The 22,467-nt window shown below is 61.7% G+C and carries 24 protein-coding genes and 1 pseudogene; 9 read left to right on the top strand and 16 right to left on the bottom strand.

Annotated features, from left to right (window positions below; translation table 11 throughout):
• Both BUQ73_RS04080 and grxD read left to right on the top strand, forming a co-directional pair.
• Entirely contained in the window at nucleotides 1–2,109 is a 2,109-nt protein-coding gene (locus BUQ73_RS04080) for a molybdopterin-dependent oxidoreductase (RefSeq protein ID WP_079226780.1), read from the top strand.
• A 91-nt stretch (nucleotides 2,110–2,200) separates the two neighbouring features.
• Nucleotides 2,201–2,536, top strand: a complete 336-nt coding sequence (gene grxD, locus BUQ73_RS04085; protein WP_027918973.1) for a Grx4 family monothiol glutaredoxin — start codon at nucleotides 2,201–2,203, stop codon at nucleotides 2,534–2,536.
• A 56-nt stretch (nucleotides 2,537–2,592) separates the two neighbouring features.
• Here grxD and bfr read toward each other — a convergent pair whose 3' ends face one another.
• Both bfr and BUQ73_RS04095 read right to left on the bottom strand, forming a co-directional pair.
• Nucleotides 2,593–3,066, bottom strand: coding sequence for a bacterioferritin (gene bfr / locus BUQ73_RS04090; RefSeq protein WP_003258014.1), 474 nt, complete (start codon nucleotides 3,064–3,066; stop codon nucleotides 2,593–2,595).
• A 201-nt stretch (nucleotides 3,067–3,267) separates the two neighbouring features.
• Nucleotides 3,268–3,489, bottom strand: a complete 222-nt coding sequence (locus tag BUQ73_RS04095) for a bacterioferritin-associated ferredoxin (RefSeq protein ID WP_027918972.1) — start codon at nucleotides 3,487–3,489, stop codon at nucleotides 3,268–3,270.
• A 214-nt stretch (nucleotides 3,490–3,703) separates the two neighbouring features.
• Between BUQ73_RS04095 and BUQ73_RS04100 the strand changes: the two genes are divergently transcribed.
• Nucleotides 3,704–4,306: a peroxiredoxin gene (locus tag BUQ73_RS04100; RefSeq protein WP_027918971.1), complete on the top strand. Its 603-nt coding sequence runs from the start codon at nucleotides 3,704–3,706 to the stop codon at nucleotides 4,304–4,306.
• An 83-nt stretch (nucleotides 4,307–4,389) separates the two neighbouring features.
• Here the strand turns inward: BUQ73_RS04100 and rnt are convergent, their stop codons facing one another.
• Together rnt and pyrC are read right to left on the bottom strand one after the other, a co-directional pair.
• Nucleotides 4,390–5,001 (bottom strand): ribonuclease T, encoded by a 612-nt coding sequence (rnt, locus tag BUQ73_RS04105; RefSeq protein WP_225923474.1) that lies wholly within the window; start codon nucleotides 4,999–5,001, stop codon nucleotides 4,390–4,392.
• Between the two features lie 59 nt (nucleotides 5,002–5,060).
• Entirely contained in the window at nucleotides 5,061–6,107 is a 1,047-nt protein-coding gene (gene pyrC / locus BUQ73_RS04110) for a dihydroorotase (protein WP_079226782.1), read from the bottom strand.
• Between the two features lie 130 nt (nucleotides 6,108–6,237).
• On the opposite strand from pyrC, the gene BUQ73_RS04115 reads away from it, so the two are divergent.
• Both BUQ73_RS04115 and BUQ73_RS04120 read left to right on the top strand, forming a co-directional pair.
• Nucleotides 6,238–7,188 carry a flagellar protein MotY gene (locus tag BUQ73_RS04115; RefSeq protein ID WP_079226783.1) on the top strand — a complete coding sequence of 317 codons (951 nt, stop codon included), beginning with the start codon at nucleotides 6,238–6,240 and terminating at the stop codon, nucleotides 7,186–7,188.
• A gap of 234 nt (nucleotides 7,189–7,422) precedes the next feature.
• Nucleotides 7,423–8,640: an argininosuccinate synthase gene (locus tag BUQ73_RS04120; RefSeq protein ID WP_060483998.1), complete on the top strand. Its 1,218-nt coding sequence runs from the start codon at nucleotides 7,423–7,425 to the stop codon at nucleotides 8,638–8,640.
• Between the two features lie 72 nt (nucleotides 8,641–8,712).
• Here the strand turns inward: BUQ73_RS04120 and BUQ73_RS04125 are convergent, their stop codons facing one another.
• On the bottom strand, nucleotides 8,713–9,153 hold the full coding sequence (locus BUQ73_RS04125) for a hypothetical protein (RefSeq protein ID WP_079226784.1): 441 nt from the start codon (nucleotides 9,151–9,153) through the stop codon (nucleotides 8,713–8,715).
• A gap of 307 nt (nucleotides 9,154–9,460) precedes the next feature.
• Here BUQ73_RS04125 and BUQ73_RS04130 point away from each other — a divergent pair, with 307 nt between their 5' ends.
• Nucleotides 9,461–10,087, top strand: coding sequence for a response regulator transcription factor (locus BUQ73_RS04130; protein ID WP_079226785.1), 627 nt, complete (start codon nucleotides 9,461–9,463; stop codon nucleotides 10,085–10,087).
• A gap of 44 nt (nucleotides 10,088–10,131) precedes the next feature.
• Here the strand turns inward: BUQ73_RS04130 and BUQ73_RS28445 are convergent, their stop codons facing one another.
• The 8 genes and pseudogenes from BUQ73_RS28445 to metG all read right to left on the bottom strand — a co-directional run bounded on the left by BUQ73_RS28445 (nucleotide 10,132) and on the right by metG (nucleotide 16,455).
• Nucleotides 10,132–10,308: a PA3496 family putative envelope integrity protein gene (locus BUQ73_RS28445; protein ID WP_192858684.1), complete on the bottom strand. Its 177-nt coding sequence runs from the start codon at nucleotides 10,306–10,308 to the stop codon at nucleotides 10,132–10,134.
• Nucleotides 10,309–10,412: 104 nt separating this feature from the next.
• Nucleotides 10,413–11,051, bottom strand: coding sequence for an endonuclease III (gene nth / locus BUQ73_RS04135; RefSeq protein WP_079226786.1), 639 nt, complete (start codon nucleotides 11,049–11,051; stop codon nucleotides 10,413–10,415).
• 4 nt (nucleotides 11,052–11,055) lie between these two features.
• Nucleotides 11,056–11,574 carry an Rnf-Nqr domain containing protein gene (locus tag BUQ73_RS04140; protein ID WP_079226787.1) on the bottom strand — a complete coding sequence of 173 codons (519 nt, stop codon included), beginning with the start codon at nucleotides 11,572–11,574 and terminating at the stop codon, nucleotides 11,056–11,058.
• Nucleotides 11,567–12,169, bottom strand: a complete 603-nt coding sequence (locus BUQ73_RS04145) for an RnfABCDGE type electron transport complex subunit G (RefSeq protein ID WP_079226788.1) — start codon at nucleotides 12,167–12,169, stop codon at nucleotides 11,567–11,569. Before BUQ73_RS04145 ends, BUQ73_RS04140 begins: the two co-directional genes overlap by 8 nt.
• Complete coding sequence (locus BUQ73_RS04150; RefSeq protein ID WP_079226789.1) at nucleotides 12,166–13,137, bottom strand: RnfABCDGE type electron transport complex subunit D; 972 nt, start codon at nucleotides 13,135–13,137, stop codon at nucleotides 12,166–12,168. The genes BUQ73_RS04145 and BUQ73_RS04150 overlap by 4 nt, the downstream gene beginning before the upstream one ends.
• Before the next feature lie 10 nt (nucleotides 13,138–13,147).
• Nucleotides 13,148–13,780, bottom strand: a pseudogene (locus tag BUQ73_RS04155) (RnfABCDGE type electron transport complex subunit B); the annotation flags it as partial.
• Nucleotides 13,777–14,325, bottom strand: coding sequence for an Rnf-Nqr domain containing protein (locus tag BUQ73_RS04160; RefSeq protein WP_079226791.1), 549 nt, complete (start codon nucleotides 14,323–14,325; stop codon nucleotides 13,777–13,779). The gene BUQ73_RS04160 and the pseudogene BUQ73_RS04155, both read right to left, overlap by 4 nt.
• Before the next feature lie 90 nt (nucleotides 14,326–14,415).
• Entirely contained in the window at nucleotides 14,416–16,455 is a 2,040-nt protein-coding gene (gene metG / locus BUQ73_RS04165; RefSeq protein ID WP_079226792.1) for a methionine--tRNA ligase, read from the bottom strand.
• Between the two features lie 156 nt (nucleotides 16,456–16,611).
• Between metG and apbC the strand changes: the two genes are divergently transcribed.
• A complete protein-coding gene (gene apbC, locus BUQ73_RS04170; RefSeq protein ID WP_079226793.1) occupies nucleotides 16,612–17,706 on the top strand; it encodes an iron-sulfur cluster carrier protein ApbC in 1,095 nt (364 codons plus the stop codon).
• A 191-nt stretch (nucleotides 17,707–17,897) separates the two neighbouring features.
• Here apbC and BUQ73_RS04175 read toward each other — a convergent pair whose 3' ends face one another.
• Nucleotides 17,898–18,107 carry a cold-shock protein gene (locus tag BUQ73_RS04175; protein WP_003254922.1) on the bottom strand — a complete coding sequence of 70 codons (210 nt, stop codon included), beginning with the start codon at nucleotides 18,105–18,107 and terminating at the stop codon, nucleotides 17,898–17,900.
• Nucleotides 18,108–18,435: 328 nt separating this feature from the next.
• Here BUQ73_RS04175 and dcd point away from each other — a divergent pair, with 328 nt between their 5' ends.
• Both dcd and BUQ73_RS04185 read left to right on the top strand, forming a co-directional pair.
• Nucleotides 18,436–19,002 carry a dCTP deaminase gene (gene dcd / locus BUQ73_RS04180; protein WP_012313046.1) on the top strand — a complete coding sequence of 189 codons (567 nt, stop codon included), beginning with the start codon at nucleotides 18,436–18,438 and terminating at the stop codon, nucleotides 19,000–19,002.
• A gap of 98 nt (nucleotides 19,003–19,100) precedes the next feature.
• On the top strand, nucleotides 19,101–19,328 hold the full coding sequence (locus tag BUQ73_RS04185; protein ID WP_079226794.1) for a hypothetical protein: 228 nt from the start codon (nucleotides 19,101–19,103) through the stop codon (nucleotides 19,326–19,328).
• On the opposite strand, the gene pdeM is transcribed toward BUQ73_RS04185, so the two are convergent.
• The gene (gene pdeM, locus BUQ73_RS04190; protein ID WP_079226795.1) at nucleotides 19,329–19,988 is read right to left on the bottom strand and encodes a ligase-associated DNA damage response endonuclease PdeM; all 660 of its coding nucleotides are present in this window, start codon (nucleotides 19,986–19,988) and stop codon (nucleotides 19,329–19,331) included.
• The gene (locus tag BUQ73_RS04195; protein WP_079226796.1) at nucleotides 19,985–22,435 is read right to left on the bottom strand and encodes a ligase-associated DNA damage response DEXH box helicase; all 2,451 of its coding nucleotides are present in this window, start codon (nucleotides 22,433–22,435) and stop codon (nucleotides 19,985–19,987) included. The genes pdeM and BUQ73_RS04195 overlap by 4 nt, the downstream gene beginning before the upstream one ends.
• Nucleotides 22,436–22,467 lie beyond the last annotated feature (32 nt).

Here is a 22,467-nt window from a genome sequence, read left to right on the forward strand (position 1 = left end):
ATGACCAAGACCCTGCACCACCGTGCCTGTCACCTGTGCGAAGCGATCTGCGGCCTGAATATAGAAGTCAGCCGCGAAGACGACGGGCGGGCGCTGATCAGCTCGATCAAGGGTGACCCCGCAGACCCGTTCAGCCGCGGCCACATCTGCCCCAAGGCAGTCGCCCTGCAGGACATCCAGAACGACCCGGACCGCCTGCGCCAGCCTCACCGGCGGGTAGGGGGCGAGTGGCAGCCAATCGGCTGGGACGAGGCTTTTGCCTTGGCCGCCGACAGGCTGTGGGCTGTCCAGCAGGCTCACGGGCGCAATGCCGTGGCGGTCTATCAAGGCAACCCCAGCGTGCACAACTATGGGCTGATGACACATAGCAACTACTTCCTCGGCCTGCTCAAGACCCGTAACCGCTTTTCCGCCACCTCGGTTGACCAGCTGCCGCAGCACCTGACCAGCCATTTGATGTATGGCCACGGCTTGCTGTTGCCGATCCCGGATATCGACCACACCGACTTCATGCTGATCCTTGGCGGCAACCCGCTGGCCTCCAATGGCAGCATCATGACCGTGCCGGATGTGGAAAAGCGCCTGAAGGCCCTGCGCGGGCGGGGTGGTCGCCTGGTGGTGGTCGATCCCCGGCGCAGCGAAACTGCTGCCATGGCCGACCACCATCTCTTTATCCGGCCCGGCGGCGATGCGGCCTTGCTTTGCGGCCTGCTCAACACGCTGTTCGAGGAGCATCTGGCACGTGGCTCGCATTTGCCGGTGAGCGGCCTGGAGCAAGTGCGTGAAGCGATCCTGCCGTTCAGCGCGGAGGCGATGAGTGCTCACTGCGGCATTCCCGCAACCCAGATACGCCAACTGGCGCGAGACTTTGCAGCTGCAGACAAGGCAGTCTGCTATGGGCGCATGGGGGTCTCGACCCAAGCGTTCGGCACGCTGTGTCACTGGCTGGTGCAGGTGATCAACCTGATTACCGGCAACCTTGACCGAGAGGGTGGGGCGCTGTGTACCGAACCTGCGGTCGATCTGGTGGCAACCACTTCGGGTGGTCATTTCAATGCGTGGCAAAGCCGGGTTTCGGGCCTGCCTGAATACGGCGGCGAGCTGCCGGTGGCGGCCCTTGCCGAAGAGATGCTGGTCCCCGGGGAGGGCCAGGTGCGCGCCCTGGTGACAGTCGCTGGCAATCCGGTATTGTCCACGCCCAACGGCCGGCAGCTGGATACGGCGCTGGACGGGCTCGAATTCATGCTCAGCATCGACCTCTATATCAATGAAACCACCCGCCACGCCGACCTGATCCTGCCTTCGACTTCGGCGCTGGAAAATGATCATTACGACAGCACCTTCAACCTGCTGGCCGTACGCAATGTAACCCGTTTCAATCGCGCCATCCTGGCCAAGCCGGAAGGCGCATTGCATGACTGGGAAATCTTCGTCGGCCTGGCGCAGGCGTTCGCCGAGCGTGCCGAACTCGCGCTGAAACCGACCTGGCCGCCGGCGCAGATGATCGATGTGGCCTTGCGCAAGGGGCGCTATGGCGAAGGCACCGGATGGAATCTCTCGCTGCCGGCCTTGGATGAGCACCCCCACGGGCTTGATTTGGGGCCGCTGCGGGCCAACCTGGCGTTGCGCCTGGCGACCGCCAGCAAAACCGTCGAGGCGGCGCCGCAGGTGCTGCTGGATGACCTGCAGCGGTTGGCCTTGCAGGCACCGCCTGCGCCGGGCGAGTTGCTGCTGATTGGCCGCCGTCACGTGCGCAGCAACAATTCATGGATGCATAACTTCCATCGCCTGGTCAAAGGCAAGCCACGCCATCAACTGCTGATGCACCCGCAAGACCTGCAGCAACGGCAACTGCAGGATGGCCAGCGGGTGCGTATCCGTTCACGCACCGGCACGCTGGAGGTCGAGGTACAGGCCTGTGAAGACATGATGCCGGGGGTGGTCAGCCTGCCCCATGGCTTCGGCCACGGCCGCCAGGGCGTGCAGTTGCAGGTTGCCCAGGCACAAGCGGGTGTGAGTGCCAACGACCTCACGGATGAACGCCTGCGTGATCAGGTTTCCGGTAATGCTGCGCTCAATGGCGTCCCCGTGCAGGTCGAGGCCGCATGAGCAACGGTAAGGCCGAGCATGCTGCTCGGCTTTCCGATACAATGCGTCACCGTGCCGACGACAGTGTCGGAAAGTTCAGCCGAGGTGCTACATGGATATCATCGAAACGATCAAAGAGCAGATTGCCAACAACACCGTTCTGCTTTACATGAAAGGCTCGCCGAATGCCCCGCAGTGTGGCTTCTCCGCGCGTGCTTCGCAGGCCGTGATGGGTTGCGGCGAGAAGTTCGCCTACGTCGACATCCTGCAGAACCCGGAAATCCGCGCCAACCTGCCAAAATACGCCAACTGGCCGACCTTCCCGCAACTGTGGGTAGCCGGTGAGCTGGTTGGCGGTAGCGACATCATGCTGGAAATGTTCGAGAAGGGTGAGCTGCAGACCCTGATCAAGGAAGCGGCTGCCAAGGCCAAGGCTTCCGAAGCCTGATATCAGGCAGCCATAAAAAAACCCGCTCAAGGCGGGTTTTTTTATGGCTGGAGAATTTACTCTTCGCCCATCTGCGATTGCAGGTAGTTCTCGATGCCGATCTTGTCGATCAGGCCGAGCTGGGTTTCCAGCCAGTCGATGTGCTCTTCCTCGGATTCGAGGATGTCTTCGAGCATGTCACGCGAACCGAAGTCGCCGGCGGTTTCGCAGTGGGCGATGGCCGCTTTCAGGTCGACCAGGCCCTTCTGTTCGATTTTCAGGTCGCACTCGAGCATCTCTTTGGTGTGCTCGCCGATCAGCAGCTTGCCCAAGTCCTGAACGTTCGGGATACCTTCGAGGAAGAGAATACGCTTGATCAATTTGTCAGCGTGTTTCATCTCGTCGATGGATTCCTTGTACTCGTGCTTGCCGAGCTTGTTCAGGCCCCAATCTTCGTACATGCGCGCGTGCAGGAAGTACTGGTTGATCGCGACCAGCTCGTTTCCGAGGATCTTGTTGAGATGCTGGATGACGCTTACGTCGCCTTTCATGTCGGGTTCCTGCCCTGTAGAAGTGTGCCAATACAGGGAAGTTTGAGCCCGATACCCAGGGCTGTCAAACCTAAGTTATTGAATAATAAGTGAAAATTAATAGGAATAAGAATGTTTGTGAACCGCGTTGAAGCGCTAACTTATTGATATACAGGCATAAAAAAACCGGACACAAGGTCCGGTTCTTCAAATTCGGTAACATCAGGCAGCAGTAAATTCTACCGGGTAGGGCAGGGCGGCGTGCTGGCTCACCTGCAATTCGGTGAGGGTCTCGCGGACCACCTGCTTGGCCAGGCAGGCGCATTTGCCACACTGGCTGGCGACATTGGTCGCAGCTCGGACTTCCTTGTAACTGCAGCATCCTTCATAGATCGCATCGCGGATCTGTCCGTCGGTGACGCCGACACAAAGACACACATACATAAGGGCTGACCATCGCGGGTTGAGTCGATGGGTTGGAGCTTAATGTTAATGAGAATGCTTGTCAAAGGACTTTCTGAGAGGGCCGTGCTTGAGCGACCGACGGTTGCATTCGGCCTGTCACGGCAAGCCGTGTATGATGGTCGGCCTTTGTTGGATGTCGGGCAAGCCTGCCTTGGCCCGGCAAACGGTTCTTCACCCTCATCTGGAGATTACAATGAGCGTACTCGTTGGCAAACAAGCCCCCGACTTCACCGTCCCGGCCGTCCTCGGCAACGGCGAGATCGTCGACAGCTTCAACCTGGCTTCGGCCATCAAGGGCAAGTACGGCCTGGTGTTCTTCTACCCACTGGACTTCACCTTCGTCTGCCCGTCCGAGCTGATCGCCCTGGACAACCGCATTCCTGACTTCCAGGCGCGCAACGTTGAAGTGATCGGCGTTTCGATCGACTCGCACTTCACCCACAACGCCTGGCGTAACACCCCGGTCAACGCCGGTGGTATTGGCCAGGTCAAGTACACCCTGGCAGCCGACATCACCCACGAAATCTGCAAGGCCTACGACGTCGAGTCCGAAGGCGGCGTAGCCTTCCGTGGCGCCTTCCTGATCGACACCAACGGTGTAGTCCGTTCGCAGATCGTCAACGACCTGCCACTGGGCCGCAACATGGACGAACTGCTGCGTCTGGTCGACGCCCTGCAATTCCACGAAGAGCACGGCGAAGTCTGCCCTGCCAACTGGAAGAAAGGCGACCAAGGCATGACCGCTTCGCCAGAAGGCGTTGCTGCTTACCTGAGCGAGAACGCTGGCAAGCTGTAATTGCCACGCGCATAAAAAACCGGCCCATGTGGCCGGTTTTTTTTGCCTGGGTTCCGGGGGCATGGCGCCCCCGGAATTTCGACTCAATCGTTGAAGTCGCGCCAGCCGCCCATTTCTTTCCAGCGGTTGACGATGCCGCAGAACAGCTCGGCAGTCTTCTCGGTGTCGTAACGCGCCGAGTGCGCCTCGCGGCCATCGAAGTCGATGTCGGCGCTCTGGCAGGCCCGCGCCAGTACGGTCTGGCCATACGCCAGGCCAGCCAGGGTGGCGGTATCGAAGCTGGAGAACGGGTGGAACGGGTTACGCTTGATATCGTTGCGGGTTACTGCCGCATTGAGGAAGCCAAGGTCGAAGCTGCTGTTGTGGCCGACCAGGATCGCCCGTTTGCAGCCGTTGGCTTTCAGTGCCTTGCGCACGCCGCGGAAGATGTCGGTGAGCGCGCTTTCTTCGCTCACGGCCATGCGCAGCGGGTGGTCCAGCTTGATGCCGGTGAACTCCAGCGCGGCGGGCTCGATATTGGCCCCTTCGAACGGTTCTACCCGGTAGAAGTAGGTGTGCTCGGGGAACAGGAAGCCTTTCTCGTCCATGCCGATGGTCACTGCGGCGATTTCCAGCAGGGCGTCGGTGGCGCTGTTGAAGCCGCCGGTCTCGACATCCACCACTACTGGCAGATAGCCACGGAAGCGCTCGGCCATCGGGTGGCGCGAGCCGCTGCCGACCTGACCGTCCTGGTCGTCTTCGTAGAGGTCTTCGCTCACGCGTTGTCCTCCAGCAGGCGCCAGCGCAGTTTTTCACCGGCGCGCAGCGGGATCACGGTCTGCTCGCCAAACGGCAGGCTGTCCGGGGCAGTCCACTCTTCGCGGACCAGGGTGATGGTATCGGTGTTCGCTGGCAGGCCATAGAAAGCCGGGCCGTGCAGGCTGGCGAACCCTTCCAGCTTGTCCAGCGCATTGCGCTGCTCGAACGCCTCGGCGTACATCTCGATCGCCGCATAGGCGGTGTAGCAGCCGGCGCAACCACAGGCGGCTTCCTTGGCGTGACGGGCGTGCGGAGCCGAGTCGGTGCCGAGGAAGAACTTCGGGTTGCCACTGGTGGCCGCGTCCAGCAGCGCCACCTGGTGGGTGTTGCGCTTGAGGATCGGCAGGCAATAGAAGTGCGGGCGGATACCGCCAACCAGCATGTGGTTGCGGTTGTACAGCAGGTGCTGGGCAGTGATGGTAGCGCCGACGTTGGCCGGGGCCTCGGTCACGAACTGTGCGGCATCACCGGTGGTGATGTGTTCGAACACCACTTTCAGGGACGGGAAGCGCTCGACCAGGCGGCGCATGTGCTCGTCGATGAAGCGCTTCTCGCGGTCGAACACGTCGATTTCGCTGCGGGTCACTTCACCGTGCACCAGCAGCGGCATGCCGACCTCGGCCAGCGCCTCGATGGCCGGGAAGATGTTGTCGATGCTGGTGACGCCCGAATCGGAGTTGGTGGTGGCGCCGGCGGGGTACAGCTTGGCGGCGTACACGATCCCGCTGGCCTTGGCCGCGCGGATGTCCTCGGGGCTGGTGCGGTCTGTGAGGTATAGCACCATCAGCGGTTCAAAGCGGCTGCCGGCCGGGCGGGCGGCAAGGATGCGCTCGCGGTAGGCGCTGGCTTCGACGGCATTGCGCACCGGCGGGACCAGGTTGGGCATGATGATGGCACGGGCGAAAGTACGCGCCACATCGCCAACGGTATGGGGCAGGACGGCACCATCGCGCAGATGGATGTGCCAGTCGTCGGGACGCAGGAGGGTCAGGCGATCGGACATTGGGAATTCCAGGCGGGTCGAACTCAGGCCCCAATGCTACCGGAAAACCCCGGGCCGAGCACGGCTATCAAGTTTTCCGGCAAGTGTCCGATAGCCTGCCTGTAAGCCGTCAGAATTTGTGGAGCCGCCCGTGCGCCAGCGTTACCTAGCCCTGTTGACCCTTGTCGCCAGCCTGCCGGCCGGCGCACTGACCTTCCAGACCCGCATGGAGAATGTCGCCTGGAAAGTCGAGGGTGACCAGTTCGAATGCCGGTTGATCCAGCCGATCGACGGTTTCGGCAGTGGCGAGTTCGTGCGCAAGGCCGGTGAACAGCCGGTGTTCCAGCTGCGTTCGGCCAGCAATGTGCTGGGCGCAGGCTCCGCCACCTTGCTGGCGGCCGCTGCCCCTTGGCAGCCGGGCCGTGGTGATGTGAACCTCGGCGCCGTACGCATGGCCCGCAGCGGCGTGCTGTTCAGCTCGTCGCAGAGCCAGGCCAGCCGCCTGATCAACGGTCTGCTCGATGGCCGCAGCACAGTGGTGCGCAATTACACCGCCGAAGGTGGGCGGGTGATGGAAGTGCGAGTATTGCCGGTGAGCTTCGCCAAGGCATACAGCGACTATCAGGTGTGCGCCAGCAAGATGCTGGCGATGAATTACGACCAGGTTCGCCAGACCCAGGTCGGCTTCCCGGGCGGTGGCGTCGACCTGGACGCCGATGCCCGCGCGCGGCTGGACGTGATTCTCGATTACCTCAAGGCCGACCCGACGGTGAACCACATCGAACTCAACGGCCATTCCGACAACAGCGGCAATCGACTGACCAATCGCGACACTTCGCGGCGCCGGGCTTTGGCCGTTGCCGATTACTTCAAGGCCCACGGTGTGCCTGAAGAACAGATCGTCGTGCGCTTCCACGGCGAGCGTTATCCATTGGTGAAGAACAACAGCCCGGCCAATCGGGCGCGTAACCGTCGGGTGAACATCGAGCTGGATCGGCTGGCGGCGGTGGAAAAGCCAGCTGCTCAGCCGGCTCAACAGGCTGCCCCGGCTACACCTGTGGTCCCTCCGGCCGCTGCGGCGCCGGGTGCTAAAGCGCTCTGATTTGCCAAGAGCTTGCGGAGGCACGCCTTATCAGTTTCAGCGCCTGTGAGATCGAGCGCCGCCCCCGCGGCGCTTGATCCCACAGGCGCTGAAACTGTCACGGCAAGCACAATCCGACGTCGCGCTGCTGACAGTTCCTGTCGCTTTGTCGTCAGAAGCTGTCGCCCCACTGTAAATTTATCCGCAAGGCCGGTAGAATCGGTCCCTTTCCGTACAACCCCGTGGAGTGATGGCATGGCGGACGTAAAAAAGGTCGTACTGGCGTATTCCGGCGGCCTTGATACTTCGGTGATTCTCAAGTGGCTGCAGGACACCTACAACTGCGAAGTGGTGACCTTCACCGCTGACCTGGGTCAGGGCGAAGAAGTCGAGCCGGCTCGCGCCAAAGCTCAGGCGATGGGCGTAAAAGAGATCTACATTGACGACCTGCGCGAAGAATTCGTGCGTGACTTCGTCTTCCCGATGTTCCGCGCCAACACCGTCTACGAAGGCGAGTACCTGCTGGGTACTTCCATCGCTCGCCCGCTGATCGCCAAGCGCCTGATCGAAATCGCCAACGAAACCGGCGCCGACGCCATTTCCCACGGCGCTACCGGCAAGGGTAACGACCAGGTCCGCTTCGAGCTGGGCGCCTACGCGCTCAAGCCAGGTGTCAAGGTCATCGCCCCATGGCGCGAGTGGGACCTGCTGTCCCGCGAGAAGCTGATGGACTACGCCGAGAAGCACGGTATCCCGATCGAGCGCCACGGCAAGAAGAAGTCGCCTTACTCGATGGACGCCAACCTGCTGCACATTTCTTACGAAGGCGGTGTCCTGGAAGATACCTGGACCGAGCACGAAGAAGACATGTGGCGCTGGAGCGTCTCGCCAGAGAACGCCCCGGACCAGGCTACCTACATCGAACTGACCTATCGCAATGGTGACATCGTAGCCATCGACGGCGTCGACATGAGCCCGGCCACCGTGCTTGCCGAGCTGAACCGCATCGGCGGCGCCAACGGTATCGGCCGTCTGGACATCGTGGAAAACCGCTATGTGGGCATGAAGTCCCGCGGCTGCTACGAAACCCCTGGCGGCACCATCATGCTCAAGGCCCACCGCGCCATCGAGTCGATCACCCTGGACCGCGAAGTCGCTCACCTGAAAGACGAGCTGATGCCGAAGTACGCCAGCCTGATCTACACCGGCTACTGGTGGAGCCCGGAGCGTCTGATGCTGCAGAAGATGATCGACGCTTCGCAGGTCAACGTGAACGGCGTTGTGCGCCTGAAGCTGTACAAGGGCAATGTCATCGTGGTGGGTCGCAAGTCGGATGATTCGCTGTTCGATGCCAATATTGCAACCTTCGAAGAAGACGGCGGCGCCTACAACCAGGCCGATGCTGCTGGCTTCATCAAGCTCAATGCGCTGCGCATGCGCATCGCCGCCAACAAAGGCCGTGGGATGCTCTGAGCATCTGGCTGAACTGGCAAATGAACCCCGGCCTTGGCCGGGGTTTTTTTTGCCTGCTGGATCGTGCTCTGATCAATGCCCATGGGATAAACCCTCAGGCAAGCGGGTGGTCGAAAGAACGATACATTGGTGCAGTTCCATGTTGCACAAGCGTAACTCTCTGTTCTCGGTTGGCTGCTGGGCAATGGCTTGCATCACTTGTTGCTCAATCATTTTCTGCGCGTCAGGGCCGGAGAACATCATGGTTACTGATTCTTGCGTATCGGCCCCCCCCGCCAGCTCGGGCGTGCGCTTCAGCTCGGCCTGATCGGGTTTGTAAAAGGACTTGTAGTTGAAGTTCAGGGTGAGGAAGAACAGAGCAGTGAGGAAGAACGGAAACCCTACAAGGAACCATGTGTAGTAGGTCTGACTTTTTTCGCTGAGAAAAGGCAGTGTTGCCAAGGCAGAGGCTTCGATGATGCCAGCGAAGATAGCGATTATCGTAAGCGGAGCAACAGTTTGGTTATCGGTCATGTTATTGCCTCCGGCATGTACCGCTTATCAATAACCTACTGACCTCTTCCCCTAAATTGTGGACTTTTTCCCGGTGAGGGAATTTGTTCGCGAGGTCGATGAAAAGCGCGAATGGATTATTGTTCCTTCGCGTGTTCGCAAGAACTTTCGAGAAGATCTTGTAAATTTTTTCTTGTAGGAAAATTCCCAAACCGACGTAGGGTTCATCTATTCGGCTATTTGTACGGGGAATGGACGCGCCATTGAGCGTTCTGCTCGGTTATTGTGAGGCGGTCGTCAAAGCAAAATAACGAATGATGGATATCGCATGAATAAAGTCCTTATCGTGGATGATCATCCGGTCATACGCTTGGCAGTGCGCATGCTGATGGAGCGGCATGGGTACGACGTGGTCGCGGAAACCGACAACGGCATAGCCGCCTTGCAGCTCACGCGTGAACACCTTCCCGATATTGTCGTACTGGATATCGGCATTCCAAAACTTGATGGGCTGGAAGTCATCGCCCGCATGGCAGCTGCCAGCCCTGGTAGCCGTGTGCTGGTACTGACCTCACAAGCACCCGGGCACTTTTCCATGCGCTGCATGCAGGCGGGTGCCGCTGGCTATGTGTGCAAGCAGCAAGAACTCACCGAGCTGCTCAGTGCTATCAAGGCCGTGCTCTCCGGTTACAGCTACTTCCCCAATCAGGCCTTGCACAAGTCGCGTGGGCGGGTAGGGGGCGCAAGCGAGTCTGAGATGGTCGATCGCCTGTCGGCAAGGGAGATGATGGTTCTGCAGCAGCTTGCACGGGGCAGGTCCAACAAAGAGATCGCCGACAGCATGTTCCTCAGCAACAAGACGGTCAGCACCTACAAGACCCGTTTGTTGCTGAAGCTCAATGCCCACTCGCTGGTGGACTTGATCGAGCTGGCCCGGCGTCATGACCTGAACTGAACCGCGCATGTAAAAAGCCTCCGCGAAGGAGGCTTTGCATGGGATTACAGGTCGTAGTCGAAATCGGCGAGTTGCCGTTGCAGGCGCCGTTCTTCGAGGAGGTTGTCTATGGTGCGACGCTTGCTCAGGTTGGTCTTCGCGGTTTCCACCTGAGGCTCCGCTTCGTCGTCAGTGGTGGCAAAGTCATCTTCGATCGACAGGTCGTCTTTATCGGTACTCATGAGTCGCTCCAAGCCAAAGGGCCATTGGCCGTCCTTATAGCGAGAAAGCGGAGTCCGGTAAAAAAGATTTTTTCAATCGCGCGGCAGCAGTTTTTGCTATTGGCTCAATCGTCGGAGGTCTTGTGCTTGTATTCGCAAAGATCTTCGATGCGGCAGCTGCCGCAACGTGGCTTGCGAGCCTGGCAAACGTAGCGGCCATGCAGGATGAGCCAATGGTGGGCATCGAGCAGGTAATCTTTGGGGACGAACTTGAGCAGTTTCTTCTCGACTTCGAGCACGTTCTTGCCTGGTGCGATCCCAGTGCGGTTGCTGACCCGGAAGATGTGCGTGTCAACGGCCATGGCCGGCTGGCGGAAGGCGGTGTTGAGCACCACGTTGGCGGTCTTGCGGCCAACGCCTGGCAACGCCTCCAGTGCTTCCCGCGTCTGCGGGACTTCGCCGTCATGGCGTTCGATCAATAACCGGCACGCCTCGATGACATTCTTGGCCTTGCTGTTGTAGAGGCCGATGGTCTTGATGTATTCGCTCAGCCCCTCGACCCCCAGAGCATGAATAGCCTGCGGTGTATTGGCGACCGGGAAAAGGCGCGCGGTCGCCTTGTTGACGCCGACATCGGTGGACTGAGCAGAAAGCGTCACGGCAACCAGCAGCTCGAAAGGGGTGGTGTAAGCCAGTTCCGTTTTCGGATCGGGATTATCTTCGTGCAGCCTGCGAAAGATCTCCAGGCGTTTGGCGGCATTCATGGGGTCAACGCTTTCCTTGACGACGTGTGAGGGTGGGGCCTAGCCAATTGTACAAGGCCAGCAGGGTGCCGAGCAGTAGCAGCGCACCTGCCGGCAGGTTGGCCAGATGCATGCCCGCGACCTGGTCCAGCCATTGGCGACCAGCACCTAGCAGCAGGCAGGCGAGCAGCACGCCAGGCAAATGGAGCAACAGTTGCCGCCAGCGGCCTGCGCTTGGCAGCAGTATGTCGATGGCAAGGCATTGCAGGCAGATCAGCGCTGGGAAATAGCCAAGCGCCAGCGCCAATGGCAATGCCCAGGCGCGCAGCGCCAGTTGCAGGCAACTGACAAGCGCAGCAAGCAACAGCAAGCTTGCCAGCCAGTATTTCGCGCCGTTGAGGGTTGCCCGCAATGGGCTTAGCAAGCATTGGTGGAGTAGCGGCAGCACGAGCATGCACAGGCCGATGGCAAAAGCCTGAGGCAACGTTCGCGTTGCGCCAAGCAGTGGAGCCAGGCCGGTTGCCAGCAAGCAGAATCTATTCATGGTCGGGAGCTCCCAGCAGTTCGCTGCGATGCTGGTCAAAATAGCGCAATGCCTCTTGCTGGGCGTCGATGACTGCCCGAGACGTAACGGTCGCACCGGCCAGCTGGTCGAAGTCGCCCTGGTCGCGCCGGATCGCCCAGTGATCGCCAAGGCCATGCTTGGCAAACTGCTCCAGCCAGCCAGACTGCGGATCGGCAATCTGGGCGCCCAAGCCAGGGCTTTCCTGCTGTTCGACCACCCGAGTGCCGATCAGGCGGCCAGCGGTGTCGATGGCAATGGTCAGCCTGATAGGACCGGCATAGCCTTGTACCTGGCTCACCAGCACGATGGCGGTTGGCGAAGTGCCGCGGGTTGCGCGATAGGCAGCGAGTACCTTGCTATGCAGCGGCTGATCGGCTGGCAATGGCAACGCGCTTTCCAGCGGATGGTTATCGTAGCTTTGCGTCGGCAGCGCTGCGAGGAACTGGCTTGCCTGCAACTGGCGCTCGGCATCGACGATGGCGGGGCGGGTCCAGTGTTGCCAGGCCAACGTCACCGCCACCGCCGAGCCACCGAGGGCAAGTAGCAACAAGGTGCTGCGAATGGGCGCGATCATGGCAAGACCTGCTGGCGCCGCAAGGCGAACCGATCCAGGGCGGGCGCGGTCAGGTTCATCAGCAGGATGGCGAATGCCGTGCCATCCGGGTAACTGCCCCAGGTGCGAATCAGGTAGATCAGCGCGCCTGCGCCAAAGCCGAACAGCAGCTTGGCCAGATTGGACTTGGGGCCGGACACCGGTTCCGTGGCGATGAAAAATGCCGCCAGCATGGTTGAGCCGCTGAACAGGTGCAGCAGTGGCGAGCCGTTTGAATCCGAGCCGGAACCATTCCAGGCCAGCAGACTGAATAAGAACAGTCCGCTCAGCAGGCCTGCCGGGGCATGCCAGCTGATGACCTTGCGCAGCCACAGAAACAGCCCGCCCAACAGCAGGGTCAGGTTGATCCATTCGCTGCTGCTGCCGCCGACGCTGCCAAAACCTGGGTGGCTGGCGAACAGCTCGTCGATGGTCAGGCTGCGATTGTGGCGCAGGCCGTCGAGAATGGTCGGTCCCGCCCAAGCATCGATCTGGGTAGCACTGCCAGACACCAGCTGAAGGCTGTCGATAAAGCCAAGGGCCTGGCTGGGCCAGTGAGTCATTTGCAGTGGAAAGTTCAGCAGCACAAAGGCGTAACCGACCATCGCCGGGTTGACCAGGTTGCGGCCCACTCCGCCGAAGGCCTGCTTGCCGACGCCGATGGCAATGCATGCCGCTGTTACTGGCAGCCACCATGGTGCCGCTGCTGGCAGTGCGATGGTCAGCAGCACGGCCGTTACCAGGGCGCTGCCATCGTTCAAAGCCGGCAGAACAGGCAGGCGACGTACTGCCAACAGTGCCGCCTCGCAGCTCAGAGCACAACTGGCGCACAGCAACAGGCTGAACAGTACTCCCCAACCCTGCGTCCAGAACGAAACGAGCAAGCCGGGTATGCAGGCCAGCAACACCAGGCCCATGGCCCTGCGTAGTCGTGGGTCAGGGCTTGTCATGTTCAGGCCCCGCCGCGGCGGTTTGCTGCGCCTTGATGCGTTCGAGGGCGGCCTTGATCGGGTCTGCCGCGCCTTTTGCGGCCTCGGCCGAACGTGCCAGGCGCTGCGCTTCCCGGCGCGCCACATCGCGTAGCAGCCGGGCGCTTCGCTGTTCATGGCGCTGGCGCGCATGTTCGCGGCGCTGGCGGCGGGCCTGCAGTTGCTCGGGGGTATGGGCCAGGCCGCTGACAATCGGTACCACCGCCGCCGGCAGTGGGCGCATGTCGATGCAGTCGACCGGGCAGGGTGCCAGGCAAAGGTCACAGCCGGTGCATTCGCTGGCGATGACCGTATGCATCAGTTTTGCGGCACCGATGATGGCATCTACCGGGCAAGCCTGGATGCACTTGGTGCAGCCGATGCATTCGGCTTCGCGAATGTAGGCAACCTGGGGCGGTGCGCTGCCACGTTGCGGGTCCGGCGCCAGCAGCGGTACCTCGAGCAGCGCGGCCAACGCGGCGATGGTTTCTATGCCGCCCGGCGGGCACTTGTTGATTGCCTCGCCCGCAGCCAGGCCTTCGGCGTAGGGCCGGCAACCATTGTGGCCGCATTTTCCGCATTGGGTCTGCGGCAACAGGGCGTCGATACGTTGAATCAAGTTCATTGCGTGAAAAGTCCGTTGAAACCCGAGAACGCCAGGGCCATGACACCCGTACCGATCAATGTAATGGGCAGGCCGCGCAGCGCGGCTGGTATTTCAGCGTGCTGGCTGCGCTGGTAAAGGTCGTCAAACAGCGTCAGCGCAAGCCAGAAGCCCAGGCCGGCCAGTATCCCCACGTTCAACGTTGCAAGCGCGCTGGTGTTGTTTCCCGTCACTTGCAGTGCCAGGCCTAGCAGCAATGCATTGCCCAGCATTGGCCGCCCAAGGTGCCTGGTGGGCCACTGCGGACGTAGCCTTGCCAGCATCTGCGGCACTCCCCATGCCAGCAATCCCAGCCAGGGCAGGAGCAGGAACAGGCGCAGGTCCTGCGCATGCAAGGGCGCTACGATCACCCGTTCGAGCACTTGCCCGCCGATTATCCCGAGAGCTGTCGACAAGGCACCTGCCAGGCCGCACACGTGCAGCCGCAGCCGGCTTGGCGGCTGTTTTTGCAAGAGCAGATGGCTGAACAGCGCAGCGCTGGCCAGGATCAGCATGTAGTCGTTCATGTGAATGACAATAGCCGGGAAACGCCTTGCACGTCCGGCATTGGCGCAGCAGATGGAGCTGCCCCGGCGGTGAGGCCGGGGCAGGGGGGGTTACTTGATGCGCTGACCAGGCTTGGCGCCGCTGTCAGGGCTGAGCAGGTAGATCTCTTCGCCGCCCGGGCCGGCCGCCATGACCATGCCCTCGGACACGCCAAAACGCATTTTCCGCGGCTTGAGGTTCGCCACCATCATGGTCAGGCGGCCTTCCAGCTTGGACGGGTCCGGATAGGCCGACTTGATACCGGAGAACACGTTGCGGCGCTCGTCACCGATGTCCAGGGTCAGTTGCAGCAACTTGTCGGCCCCAGGCACGGCTTCGGCCTTGACGATCAGCGCGACGCGCAGGTCGACGGCGGCAAAGGTGTCGAACTCGATCTCGGTCGACAGCGGGTCTTTGCTCAGCTCGCCATTGCCAGCTGGTGCCTGTGCTTCGGCGGCCAGCAGGTCTTCCTTGCTGGCGGCAACCATGGCTTCGACCTTGGCCGGCTCGATGCGGCTCATCAGCGCCTTGAATGGGTTCAACTGGTGGTTTTCCAGGCGCGATTGATGATCGTTCCAGGTCAGCGGGGCGACGTTGAGGAACGCTTCGGCATCGGCGGCCAGCAGCGGCAACACCGGCTTGAGGAAGATCACCAGCTGGCGGAACAGGTTGATGCCTTGGGCGCAGATGGCCTGGACTTCGTCCTGCTTGCCTTCTTGCTTGGCCAGCGACCAAGGCGCCTTGTCGGCGATCCAGGCGTTGGCACGGTCGGCCAGGGCCATGATTTCGCGCATGGCACGGCCGAAGTCGCGGCCTTCATAGGCCTCGGCGATCGACGGGGCCGCGGCGAGGAAGGCCTCGGTCAGCTCCGGCGCTGCGTCGCCCGCGACCATCACGCCAGCATTGCCCTTGTGGATGAAGCCTGCGCAACGGCTGGCAATGTTGACGACCTTGCCGACCAGGTCGGAGTTGACCTTCTGCACGAAGTCCTCGAGGTTCAGGTCGAGGTCATCGACGCCACGGCCAAGCTTGGCGGCGTAGTAGTAGCGCAGGTATTCCGGCTGCAGGTGGTCCAGGTAGGTGCGGGCCTTGATGAAGGTACCACGCGATTTGGACATCTTCGCGCCGTTGACGGTCAGGTAGCCGTGCACGTTGACCGCGGTCGGTTTGCGGAAGCCGGCGCCTTCGAGCATGGCTGGCCAGAACAGGGCGTGGAAGTTGACGATGTCCTTGCCGATGAAGTGGTACAACTCGGCCTTGGAGCCTTCGTTCCAGAAGGCATCGAAGTCCAGTTCGGGGCGGCGGGCACAGAGGTTCTTGAAGCTGGCCATGTAGCCGATCGGCGCGTCCAGCCAGACATAGAAGTACTTGCCTGGCTCGCCCGGGATCTCGAAGCCGAAGTAGGGCGCATCACGCGAGATGTCCCACTCCTGCAGGCCGGAATCCAGCCATTCGGCCAGTTTGTTGGCCACGGCATCCTGCAGGGTACCGCTACGGGTCCATTGCTGCAGCATGGCCTGGAAGTCAGGCAGCTTGAAGAAGAAGTGCTGGGAATCGCGCAGTACCGGCGTGGCACCGGAGATCGCCGACTTTGGGTTCTTCAGTTCGGTCGGGGCGTAGGTGGCACCGCATTTTTCGCAGTTATCGCCGTACTGGTCTTCAGCCGCACATTTCGGGCAGGTGCCCTTGATGAAACGGTCGGCGAGGAACATGCCCTTTTCAGGGTCGAAATACTGGGTCACCGAACGGGTGGCGATGTGCCCGGCGTCACGCAGGCGCGAGTAGATCAGGCTCGACAGCTCGCGGTTTTCGTCGCTGTGAGTGGAGTGGAAGTTGTCGAAGTCCACCAGGAAATCGGCAAAGTCACCGCTGTGCTCGGCCTGGACATTGGCGATCAGCTGCTCGGGGGTGATGCCTTCCTTCTCGGCGCGTAGCATGATGGCCGAACCGTGGGCATCGTCGGCGCAGACATAGATGCACTGGTTGCCGCGCAGCTTCTGGAAGCGCACCCACATGTCCGTCTGGATGTACTCCAGCATATGGCCAAGGTGGATGGATCCATTGGCATAGGGCAGGGCGCTGGTGACGAGAATCTGACGTGGCTCGGACATGGTGGCTCGGCTACTTATCTGGCTCGGGTAAAAATGAGGGTGATCGGCCACTATAAAGGGCCGGCGAAGATATTTCACCCCAAGCACGCATCTGCTGACGATTGACGGGTTACGATAGGCGTCTGTTTCGTACTCAGTTTGCCAATGGGAGTGTCCATGAGTGCCGTCACCCGTGCCGCCGTCGAAGGCGTGCTTCGCCAGTACACCGACCCTTACCTGAACCAGGACCCGGTCAGCGCCGGCTGCGTGCGCGCAATCGACATCCAGGCTGGGCAGGTCGCTGTGCAGTTGCAGCTGGGCTATGCCGCCGGTTTGTTCAAGAACGGCTGGGCCCAGGTGCTGCAGACCGCGATCGAAAACCTCGACGGTGTCAGTTCGGCCCAGGTGTCGATCGACTGCCTGGTTGCCGCGCACAAGGCCCAGGCCCAGGTGCCGGCCATGGCCAACGTCAAGAACATCATTGCCGTGGCCTCGGGCAAGGGCGGGGTTGGCAAGTCGACCACCGCCGCCAACCTGGCCCTGGCCCTGGCCCGTGAAGGTGCCCGCGTGGGCATTCTCGATGCCGACATCTATGGCCCGAGCCAGGGCGTGATGTTCGGTATTCCCGAGGGTACCCGCCCGCAGATTCGCGAGCAGAAGTGGTTCGTGCCGATCAAGGCCCACGGCGTCGAAGTCATGTCCATGGCGTTTCTCACCGATGACAACACGCCAATGGTCTGGCGTGGGCCGATGGTGTCCGGTGCGCTGCTGCAACTGGTGACCCAGACTGCCTGGGACGACCTGGATTATCTGGTCATCGACATGCCGCCGGGTACCGGCGATATCCAGCTGACCCTGGCGCAGAAGGTACCCGTGGCCGGCTCGGTAATCGTCACCACTCCGCAGGACCTGGCCCTGCTGGATGCCAAAAAAGGCGTGGAGATGTTCCGCAAGGTCAACATCCCGGTGCTGGGTGTGGTGGAGAACATGGCCGTGCACATCTGCTCGAACTGCGGCCATGCCGAGCACCTGTTCGGCGAAGGCGGTGGTGAGAAGCTGGCGGCGCAGTATGGTGTCGACCTGCTGGCCTCGCTGCCGCTGTCGATGCTGATCCGCGAGCAGGCCGACAGCGGCAAGCCGACGGCGATTGCAGAGCCGGAAAGCCAGATTGCCATGGTCTACCAGGAACTGGCGCGCCAGGTGGGTGCTCGGATTGTCTTGCAGGAAGCGGCGGCGCCGGCAATGCCGAGCATCACCATCAGCGAGGACTGATCTTTGTGGGAGCGGCCTTGTGTCGCGAAAGGGCTGCGCAGCAGCCCCAGCATCTCAGCTTTGACACATCAATCGCTGGGGTCGCTTCGCGACACAAGGCTGCTCCCACAGGACCGCATTGGTGTTTTGAGCAGGCATAAAAAAACCCGCCAGAAGGCGGGTTTTTTGAAAGCTAGGAAGCTGAGATCGACTTAGGCGATCTGAACTTCTTCAGCCTGCATGCCTTTCTGGCCGCGGGTAGCGACGAAAGTAACAGCCTGGCCTTCTTTCAGGGTTTTGAAGCCGTCAGCTTGGATGGCTTTGAAGTGCACGAACAGGTCGTCGCCCGACTGAGGGGTGATGAAGCCGTAGCCTTTCTCATCGTTGAACCACTTAACAACACCGGATTGACGGTTGGACATTTTTCTGTCTCCTTGGACAATTTGATAACGGTCAGGAAAAACCCTGGCCGGGACTGAGCGCAAAGAGAGCAGAAAATTCAGCGATGGGCCGATCAGGATCGTGCATCAAACTAGAGATTCTCGGTGTCACGTGCAGCACAGTGGCGCCACCTTACCCCACTTTCCGCGAGCTGCCAATGGTCTGTGAACGCTTTACGCAAATTCGGATCGGCGGCGGCTACAGCCCCCGTCCGGCGCGGGATGTGGCGTGGAACTTTAACCCAGGCGCCGGGACCGGTAATATGCGCGTCTGGATTTTCCCCTCGCAACTCTTCAGGACACCCCCGCCATGAGCATCAAATCGGACAAGTGGATTCGCCGCATGGCGCAGGAACACGGCATGATCGAACCGTTCGTCGAGCGCCAGGTGCGCGGCGAACACGACAGCCGGGTCATCTCCTTCGGCGTCTCCAGCTACGGCTACGACGTGCGTTGCGCCGACGAATTCAAAGTGTTCACCAACATCAATTCGGCCACCGTCGACCCGAAAAACTTCGACGCCGGCAGCTTCGTCGACGTCAAGAGCGATGTCTGCATCATTCCGCCGAACTCCTTCGCTCTGGCCCGTACCGTCGAATACTTCCGCATCCCGCGCAACGTGCTGACCATCTGCCTGGGCAAGAGCACCTACGCCCGTTGCGGCATCATCGTCAACGTCACCCCACTCGAGCCGGAGTGGGAAGGCCACGTGACCCTGGAATTCTCCAACACCACCACGCTGCCGGCGAAGATCTACGCCAATGAAGGCGTAGCGCAGATGCTGTTCCTCGAATCCGATGAAGAGTGCGAAGTGTCTTACAAGGACCGTGGCGGCAAGTACCAGGGCCAGCGCGGCGTCACCCTGCCACGCACCTGATCCGACGAGCGCGGGGAATTACTTTCCCTGCTGGCACTCCAAGAGTTTGAACAGTGCCGATACGTATGCAGCGTGTCGGCCCTCGTCAGGAGCTGCCAATGAAACTCGACCCCGCAATCAGTGCGAAGCTGGCTGTACTGCAGCCCAACCAGATCGGGTTGCTGGCCTGGTCACTGCTGGCGCACCCGCTGCCCATGCAGGCCGGCGGCGTGCCGCACCAGCCAGATCCCGATACGCCGCAGCCGAAAGAGCCCGGTGAACATCCGCCGATGGAGCCGGGTGAACCAACCCTTCCCGACGAGCCGCCACCTTCTCCGGTTGCCTGACTAGAGGGCAAGTGCCCAGACCTGATCGCCGCCAGCAAGGAAAACGCGGGCGCTCAGGCCTGGCTCGACCAACCATCCCCCGGTGAATTCACCAAATGCCGGCAGCAGGCTGACCTGAGCATCGATCAGGAAGCAAGGTAGCCTGAGTTTTTGCCGAGCCCGTCCTCGCAGCACGAATACCGGATGCACGTGCCCGGCCAGCACTGGGTGGCTGGAGTGAGGCAGCGGTTCGTGCTGCAGGGCAAAGGGTTCCAGCAGCAAAGGTTCGTCCCGTACCTCGATACCCAGCGCCAGAGGTGGGTCACCGGCGTGGTGATCGTGATTGCCTCGCACCAGCACTACCTTCAGCCTGGCATGGCGGCTTCTCCATGTGTGCAGGCTTGCCAGCGTGTCGGGGGAATGCGCAGCGCGCGCGTGAAGAAAGTCGCCGAGGATGATCAACTGCTCGCAATCATGGCTGTTCAGCAATGCATCCAGGCGTGCCAGGGTGGCGGCCGTGGTGCCTCGTGGAACAGGTTGATGCAATGCTCGGTAACTGGCCGCCTTGCCGATATGGACGTCGGCCACCAGTAGGGCGCGGCGGGCTGGCCAGTAGATCGCCTTGTCCGGTAGCAGCCAGAGCGTTTCGCCACAGTGCTCGATGGGCAGATAAGCATTCATGGCCTGTTTGCTGCCTTTTCCAGGTCAGCCACCATACGCGCAATACGGTCGGCCAGTTTTTCTGTGCTCAAGGTCTCGCGCATGCCTTCCACCAACAGCGCGAACGCCAGCGGGCCAGGCCGCTGCAGCTTGCGTAGGTCCAATTGCAGGCGCTGCATCTTGAGCAGCTGGCGGTGCAGCCGCTCGATCTCCAGTTCTTCGCTCAGTACTTCATCGCGGGCCTGGCCGAGCAGCAGGTTGCCGGCATCATGTTTGCGGAACACCTCATAGAACAATCCGCTGGAGGCCTGAATCTGCCGTGTGCTCTTTTGCGCGGCCGGGTAGCCGCCGAATACCAGCCCGGCGATCTGGGCGATTTCGCGAAAACGCCGCAGCGCCATTTCGCCAGCGTTCAGGCTCGCCAGCACGTCTTCCAGCAGCTTGTCGCCCGACAGCGCCTCTGGCAGGCAACTGGCCCAATCCACGCTACTGGGGCTAAGCAGCTCGAAACCATAGTCATTCACTGCGATGGACACCGATAGCGGCTGCACCCGGCTCACTCGCCAAGCAATCAGATTGGCCAGGCCCAGGTTGGCCATGCGCCCGGCGAAAGGGTAAAGGAACAGATGCGAGCCCTGGCGCGATCCCAGCGTTTCGGCCAGCAGCGTGCCGCAGGTGGGTAAGGCCGACCACTGCGACTGCACGGCCAGCAGTGGCCGTACGGCCTGCATCTCCGGGCCGGTAAAGTGCCCATGCGCGGCTGCATCGAGTTGCTTGACCAGCGCGTCGGCCAGTTCACTGGACAGCGGCATGCGCCCGCCATTCCAGCGCGCCACGGCGGCCTTGCGTGCGGTACTACGGCGTACGTAGGCGGTCATGCCTTCGACCCGTACCAACTCCAGGACCCGCCCGGCAAACACCAGGGTATCGCCAGGGCGCAGGCGGGCAATGAAGGCTTCCTCGACACTGCCCAGGTGCTTGCCGCCGCCACCCTTGCTCCAGTACTTGAGCTGCAGGCTGGCGTCGCTGACGATGGTGCCGATGCCCATGCGCTGGCGCCGCGCCAGGCGCTCGCTGGCCACCCGCCAGACCCCGTCGGGGTGCGCCTCTACCCGCTGATAATCGGGGTAGGCAGTCAAGGCGTGGCCACCGTGATTGACGAAGTCCAGGGCCCACTGCCACTGGTCGTCGCGCAGGTCGCGGAATGCCCAGGTGCTGCGAATTTCCTCAAGCAATTCAGCAGGGCGAAAACCACTGCCCAGCGCCATGCTGACCAGGTGCTGGACCAGGACATCCATGCACAGGCGCGGCGAGCGACGCGCCTCGATATGGCCGGCAGCCAGTGCTGCACGGGCAGCGGCGGCTTCCACCATTTCCAGGCTATGGGTCGGCACCAGGGTTATGCGCGAGCGGCGCCCCGGTGCATGGCCAGAGCGGCCGGCACGCTGCATGAGGCGAGCAATGCCTTTGGCCGAGCCGACCTGCAGTACCCGTTCGACCGGCAGGAAGTCCACCCCAAGGTCCAGGCTGGACGTGCAAACGACTGCCTTGAGCGTGCCTTGCTTGAGGCTCAGCTCGACCCAGTCGCGGGTCGCCCGGGCCAGTGACGCATGATGCAAGGCAATTTGCCCGGCCCAGTCGGGGCGAGCGTCAAGCAAGGCCTGGTACCAGAGTTCGGCCTGGGCACGGGTGTTGGTGAACACCAGGCTGCTGGCACTGACGTCGAGCTCATCGGCAACCTGGTCGAGCATCTTCAGGCCCATGTGCCCAGCCCAAGGGAACCGCTCGATGGCATCGGGCAGCAAGGTGTCGACAAGCAGTTGCTTGTCCTGGCGGCCTTTCACCAGTTGGCCACCCCCTGGAAGCAGTACCTCAAGGGCGTGCGGCAGATTGCCGAGCGTGGCCGACAAACCCCAGGTCATCAGGCCCGGATGCCAGCGGCGCAAGCGGGCCAGGGCCAGTTGCAGTTGCACCCCGCGCTTGTTGCCGAGCAGTTCGTGCCATTCATCCACCACCACCAGGCGCAGGCTGGCGAAGTCATCGGCGGCCTGCCCCCGGGTCAGCAGCAAGGTCAGGCTTTCCGGCGTGGTGATCAGGGTGCTTGGCAGGCGCCGGGCCTGGCGAGCGCGCTCGGCGCTGCCGGTGTCGCCACTGCGCACACCGAGCGTCCAGCTCAGGCCGAGCTCATCCAGTGGCATTTGCAGGGCACGCGCCGTATCGGCCGCCAGTGCGCGCATGGGGGTGATCCAGAGCACCTGCAACCCTGCAGGTTGGCGTCCGCTGGCCGGCTTGGCGAAGGCACGCAATGCTGCCAGCCAGAGCGCATAAGTCTTGCCCGCGCCTGTGCTGGCATGCAGCAGCCCTGACTCGCCACGGCCGACTGCCGCCCATATCTGGCGCTGGAAAGCGAAGGGCTTCCAGCCACGGGCGGTGAACCAGGCATTGGCGAGGTCGGCAGGGGCGGGCATGGCGGCGAGAGGTCCTGAGCAGGTTGTGCTTC

It is taken from the genome of Pseudomonas putida (genome assembly GCF_002025705.1).
Classification (GTDB): Bacteria; Pseudomonadota; Gammaproteobacteria; order Pseudomonadales; family Pseudomonadaceae; genus Aquipseudomonas; species Aquipseudomonas putida_J.

What these genes read in the sequence shown, in the direction of transcription:
- BUQ73_RS04080 (WP_079226780.1), top strand. Translation starts at nt 1, where the DNA reads ATGACCAAGACCCTGCACCACCGTGCCTGTCACCTGTGCGAAGCGATC.
- grxD (WP_027918973.1), top strand. Translation starts at nt 2,201, where the DNA reads ATGGATATCATCGAAACGATCAAAGAGCAGATTGCCAACAACACCGTT.
- bfr (WP_003258014.1), bottom strand. Translation starts at nt 3,066, where the DNA reads ATGAAAGGCGACGTAAGCGTCATCCAGCATCTCAACAAGATCCTCGGA.
- BUQ73_RS04095 (WP_027918972.1), bottom strand. Translation starts at nt 3,489, where the DNA reads ATGTATGTGTGTCTTTGTGTCGGCGTCACCGACGGACAGATCCGCGAT.
- BUQ73_RS04100 (WP_027918971.1), top strand. Translation starts at nt 3,704, where the DNA reads ATGAGCGTACTCGTTGGCAAACAAGCCCCCGACTTCACCGTCCCGGCC.
- rnt (WP_225923474.1), bottom strand. Translation starts at nt 5,001, where the DNA reads ATGGCCGAGCGCTTCCGTGGCTATCTGCCAGTAGTGGTGGATGTCGAG.
- pyrC (WP_079226782.1), bottom strand. Translation starts at nt 6,107, where the DNA reads ATGTCCGATCGCCTGACCCTCCTGCGTCCCGACGACTGGCACATCCAT.
- BUQ73_RS04120 (WP_060483998.1), top strand. Translation starts at nt 7,423, where the DNA reads ATGGCGGACGTAAAAAAGGTCGTACTGGCGTATTCCGGCGGCCTTGAT.
- BUQ73_RS04125 (WP_079226784.1), bottom strand. Translation starts at nt 9,153, where the DNA reads ATGACCGATAACCAAACTGTTGCTCCGCTTACGATAATCGCTATCTTC.
- BUQ73_RS04130 (WP_079226785.1), top strand. Translation starts at nt 9,461, where the DNA reads ATGAATAAAGTCCTTATCGTGGATGATCATCCGGTCATACGCTTGGCA.
- BUQ73_RS28445 (WP_192858684.1), bottom strand. Translation starts at nt 10,308, where the DNA reads ATGAGTACCGATAAAGACGACCTGTCGATCGAAGATGACTTTGCCACC.
- nth (WP_079226786.1), bottom strand. Translation starts at nt 11,051, where the DNA reads ATGAATGCCGCCAAACGCCTGGAGATCTTTCGCAGGCTGCACGAAGAT.
- BUQ73_RS04140 (WP_079226787.1), bottom strand. Translation starts at nt 11,574, where the DNA reads ATGAATAGATTCTGCTTGCTGGCAACCGGCCTGGCTCCACTGCTTGGC.
- BUQ73_RS04145 (WP_079226788.1), bottom strand. Translation starts at nt 12,169, where the DNA reads ATGATCGCGCCCATTCGCAGCACCTTGTTGCTACTTGCCCTCGGTGGC.
- BUQ73_RS04150 (WP_079226789.1), bottom strand. Translation starts at nt 13,137, where the DNA reads ATGACAAGCCCTGACCCACGACTACGCAGGGCCATGGGCCTGGTGTTG.
- BUQ73_RS04160 (WP_079226791.1), bottom strand. Translation starts at nt 14,325, where the DNA reads ATGAACGACTACATGCTGATCCTGGCCAGCGCTGCGCTGTTCAGCCAT.
- metG (WP_079226792.1), bottom strand. Translation starts at nt 16,455, where the DNA reads ATGTCCGAGCCACGTCAGATTCTCGTCACCAGCGCCCTGCCCTATGCC.
- apbC (WP_079226793.1), top strand. Translation starts at nt 16,612, where the DNA reads ATGAGTGCCGTCACCCGTGCCGCCGTCGAAGGCGTGCTTCGCCAGTAC.
- BUQ73_RS04175 (WP_003254922.1), bottom strand. Translation starts at nt 18,107, where the DNA reads ATGTCCAACCGTCAATCCGGTGTTGTTAAGTGGTTCAACGATGAGAAA.
- dcd (WP_012313046.1), top strand. Translation starts at nt 18,436, where the DNA reads ATGAGCATCAAATCGGACAAGTGGATTCGCCGCATGGCGCAGGAACAC.
- BUQ73_RS04185 (WP_079226794.1), top strand. Translation starts at nt 19,101, where the DNA reads ATGAAACTCGACCCCGCAATCAGTGCGAAGCTGGCTGTACTGCAGCCC.
- pdeM (WP_079226795.1), bottom strand. Translation starts at nt 19,988, where the DNA reads ATGAATGCTTATCTGCCCATCGAGCACTGTGGCGAAACGCTCTGGCTG.
- BUQ73_RS04195 (WP_079226796.1), bottom strand. Translation starts at nt 22,435, where the DNA reads ATGCCCGCCCCTGCCGACCTCGCCAATGCCTGGTTCACCGCCCGTGGC.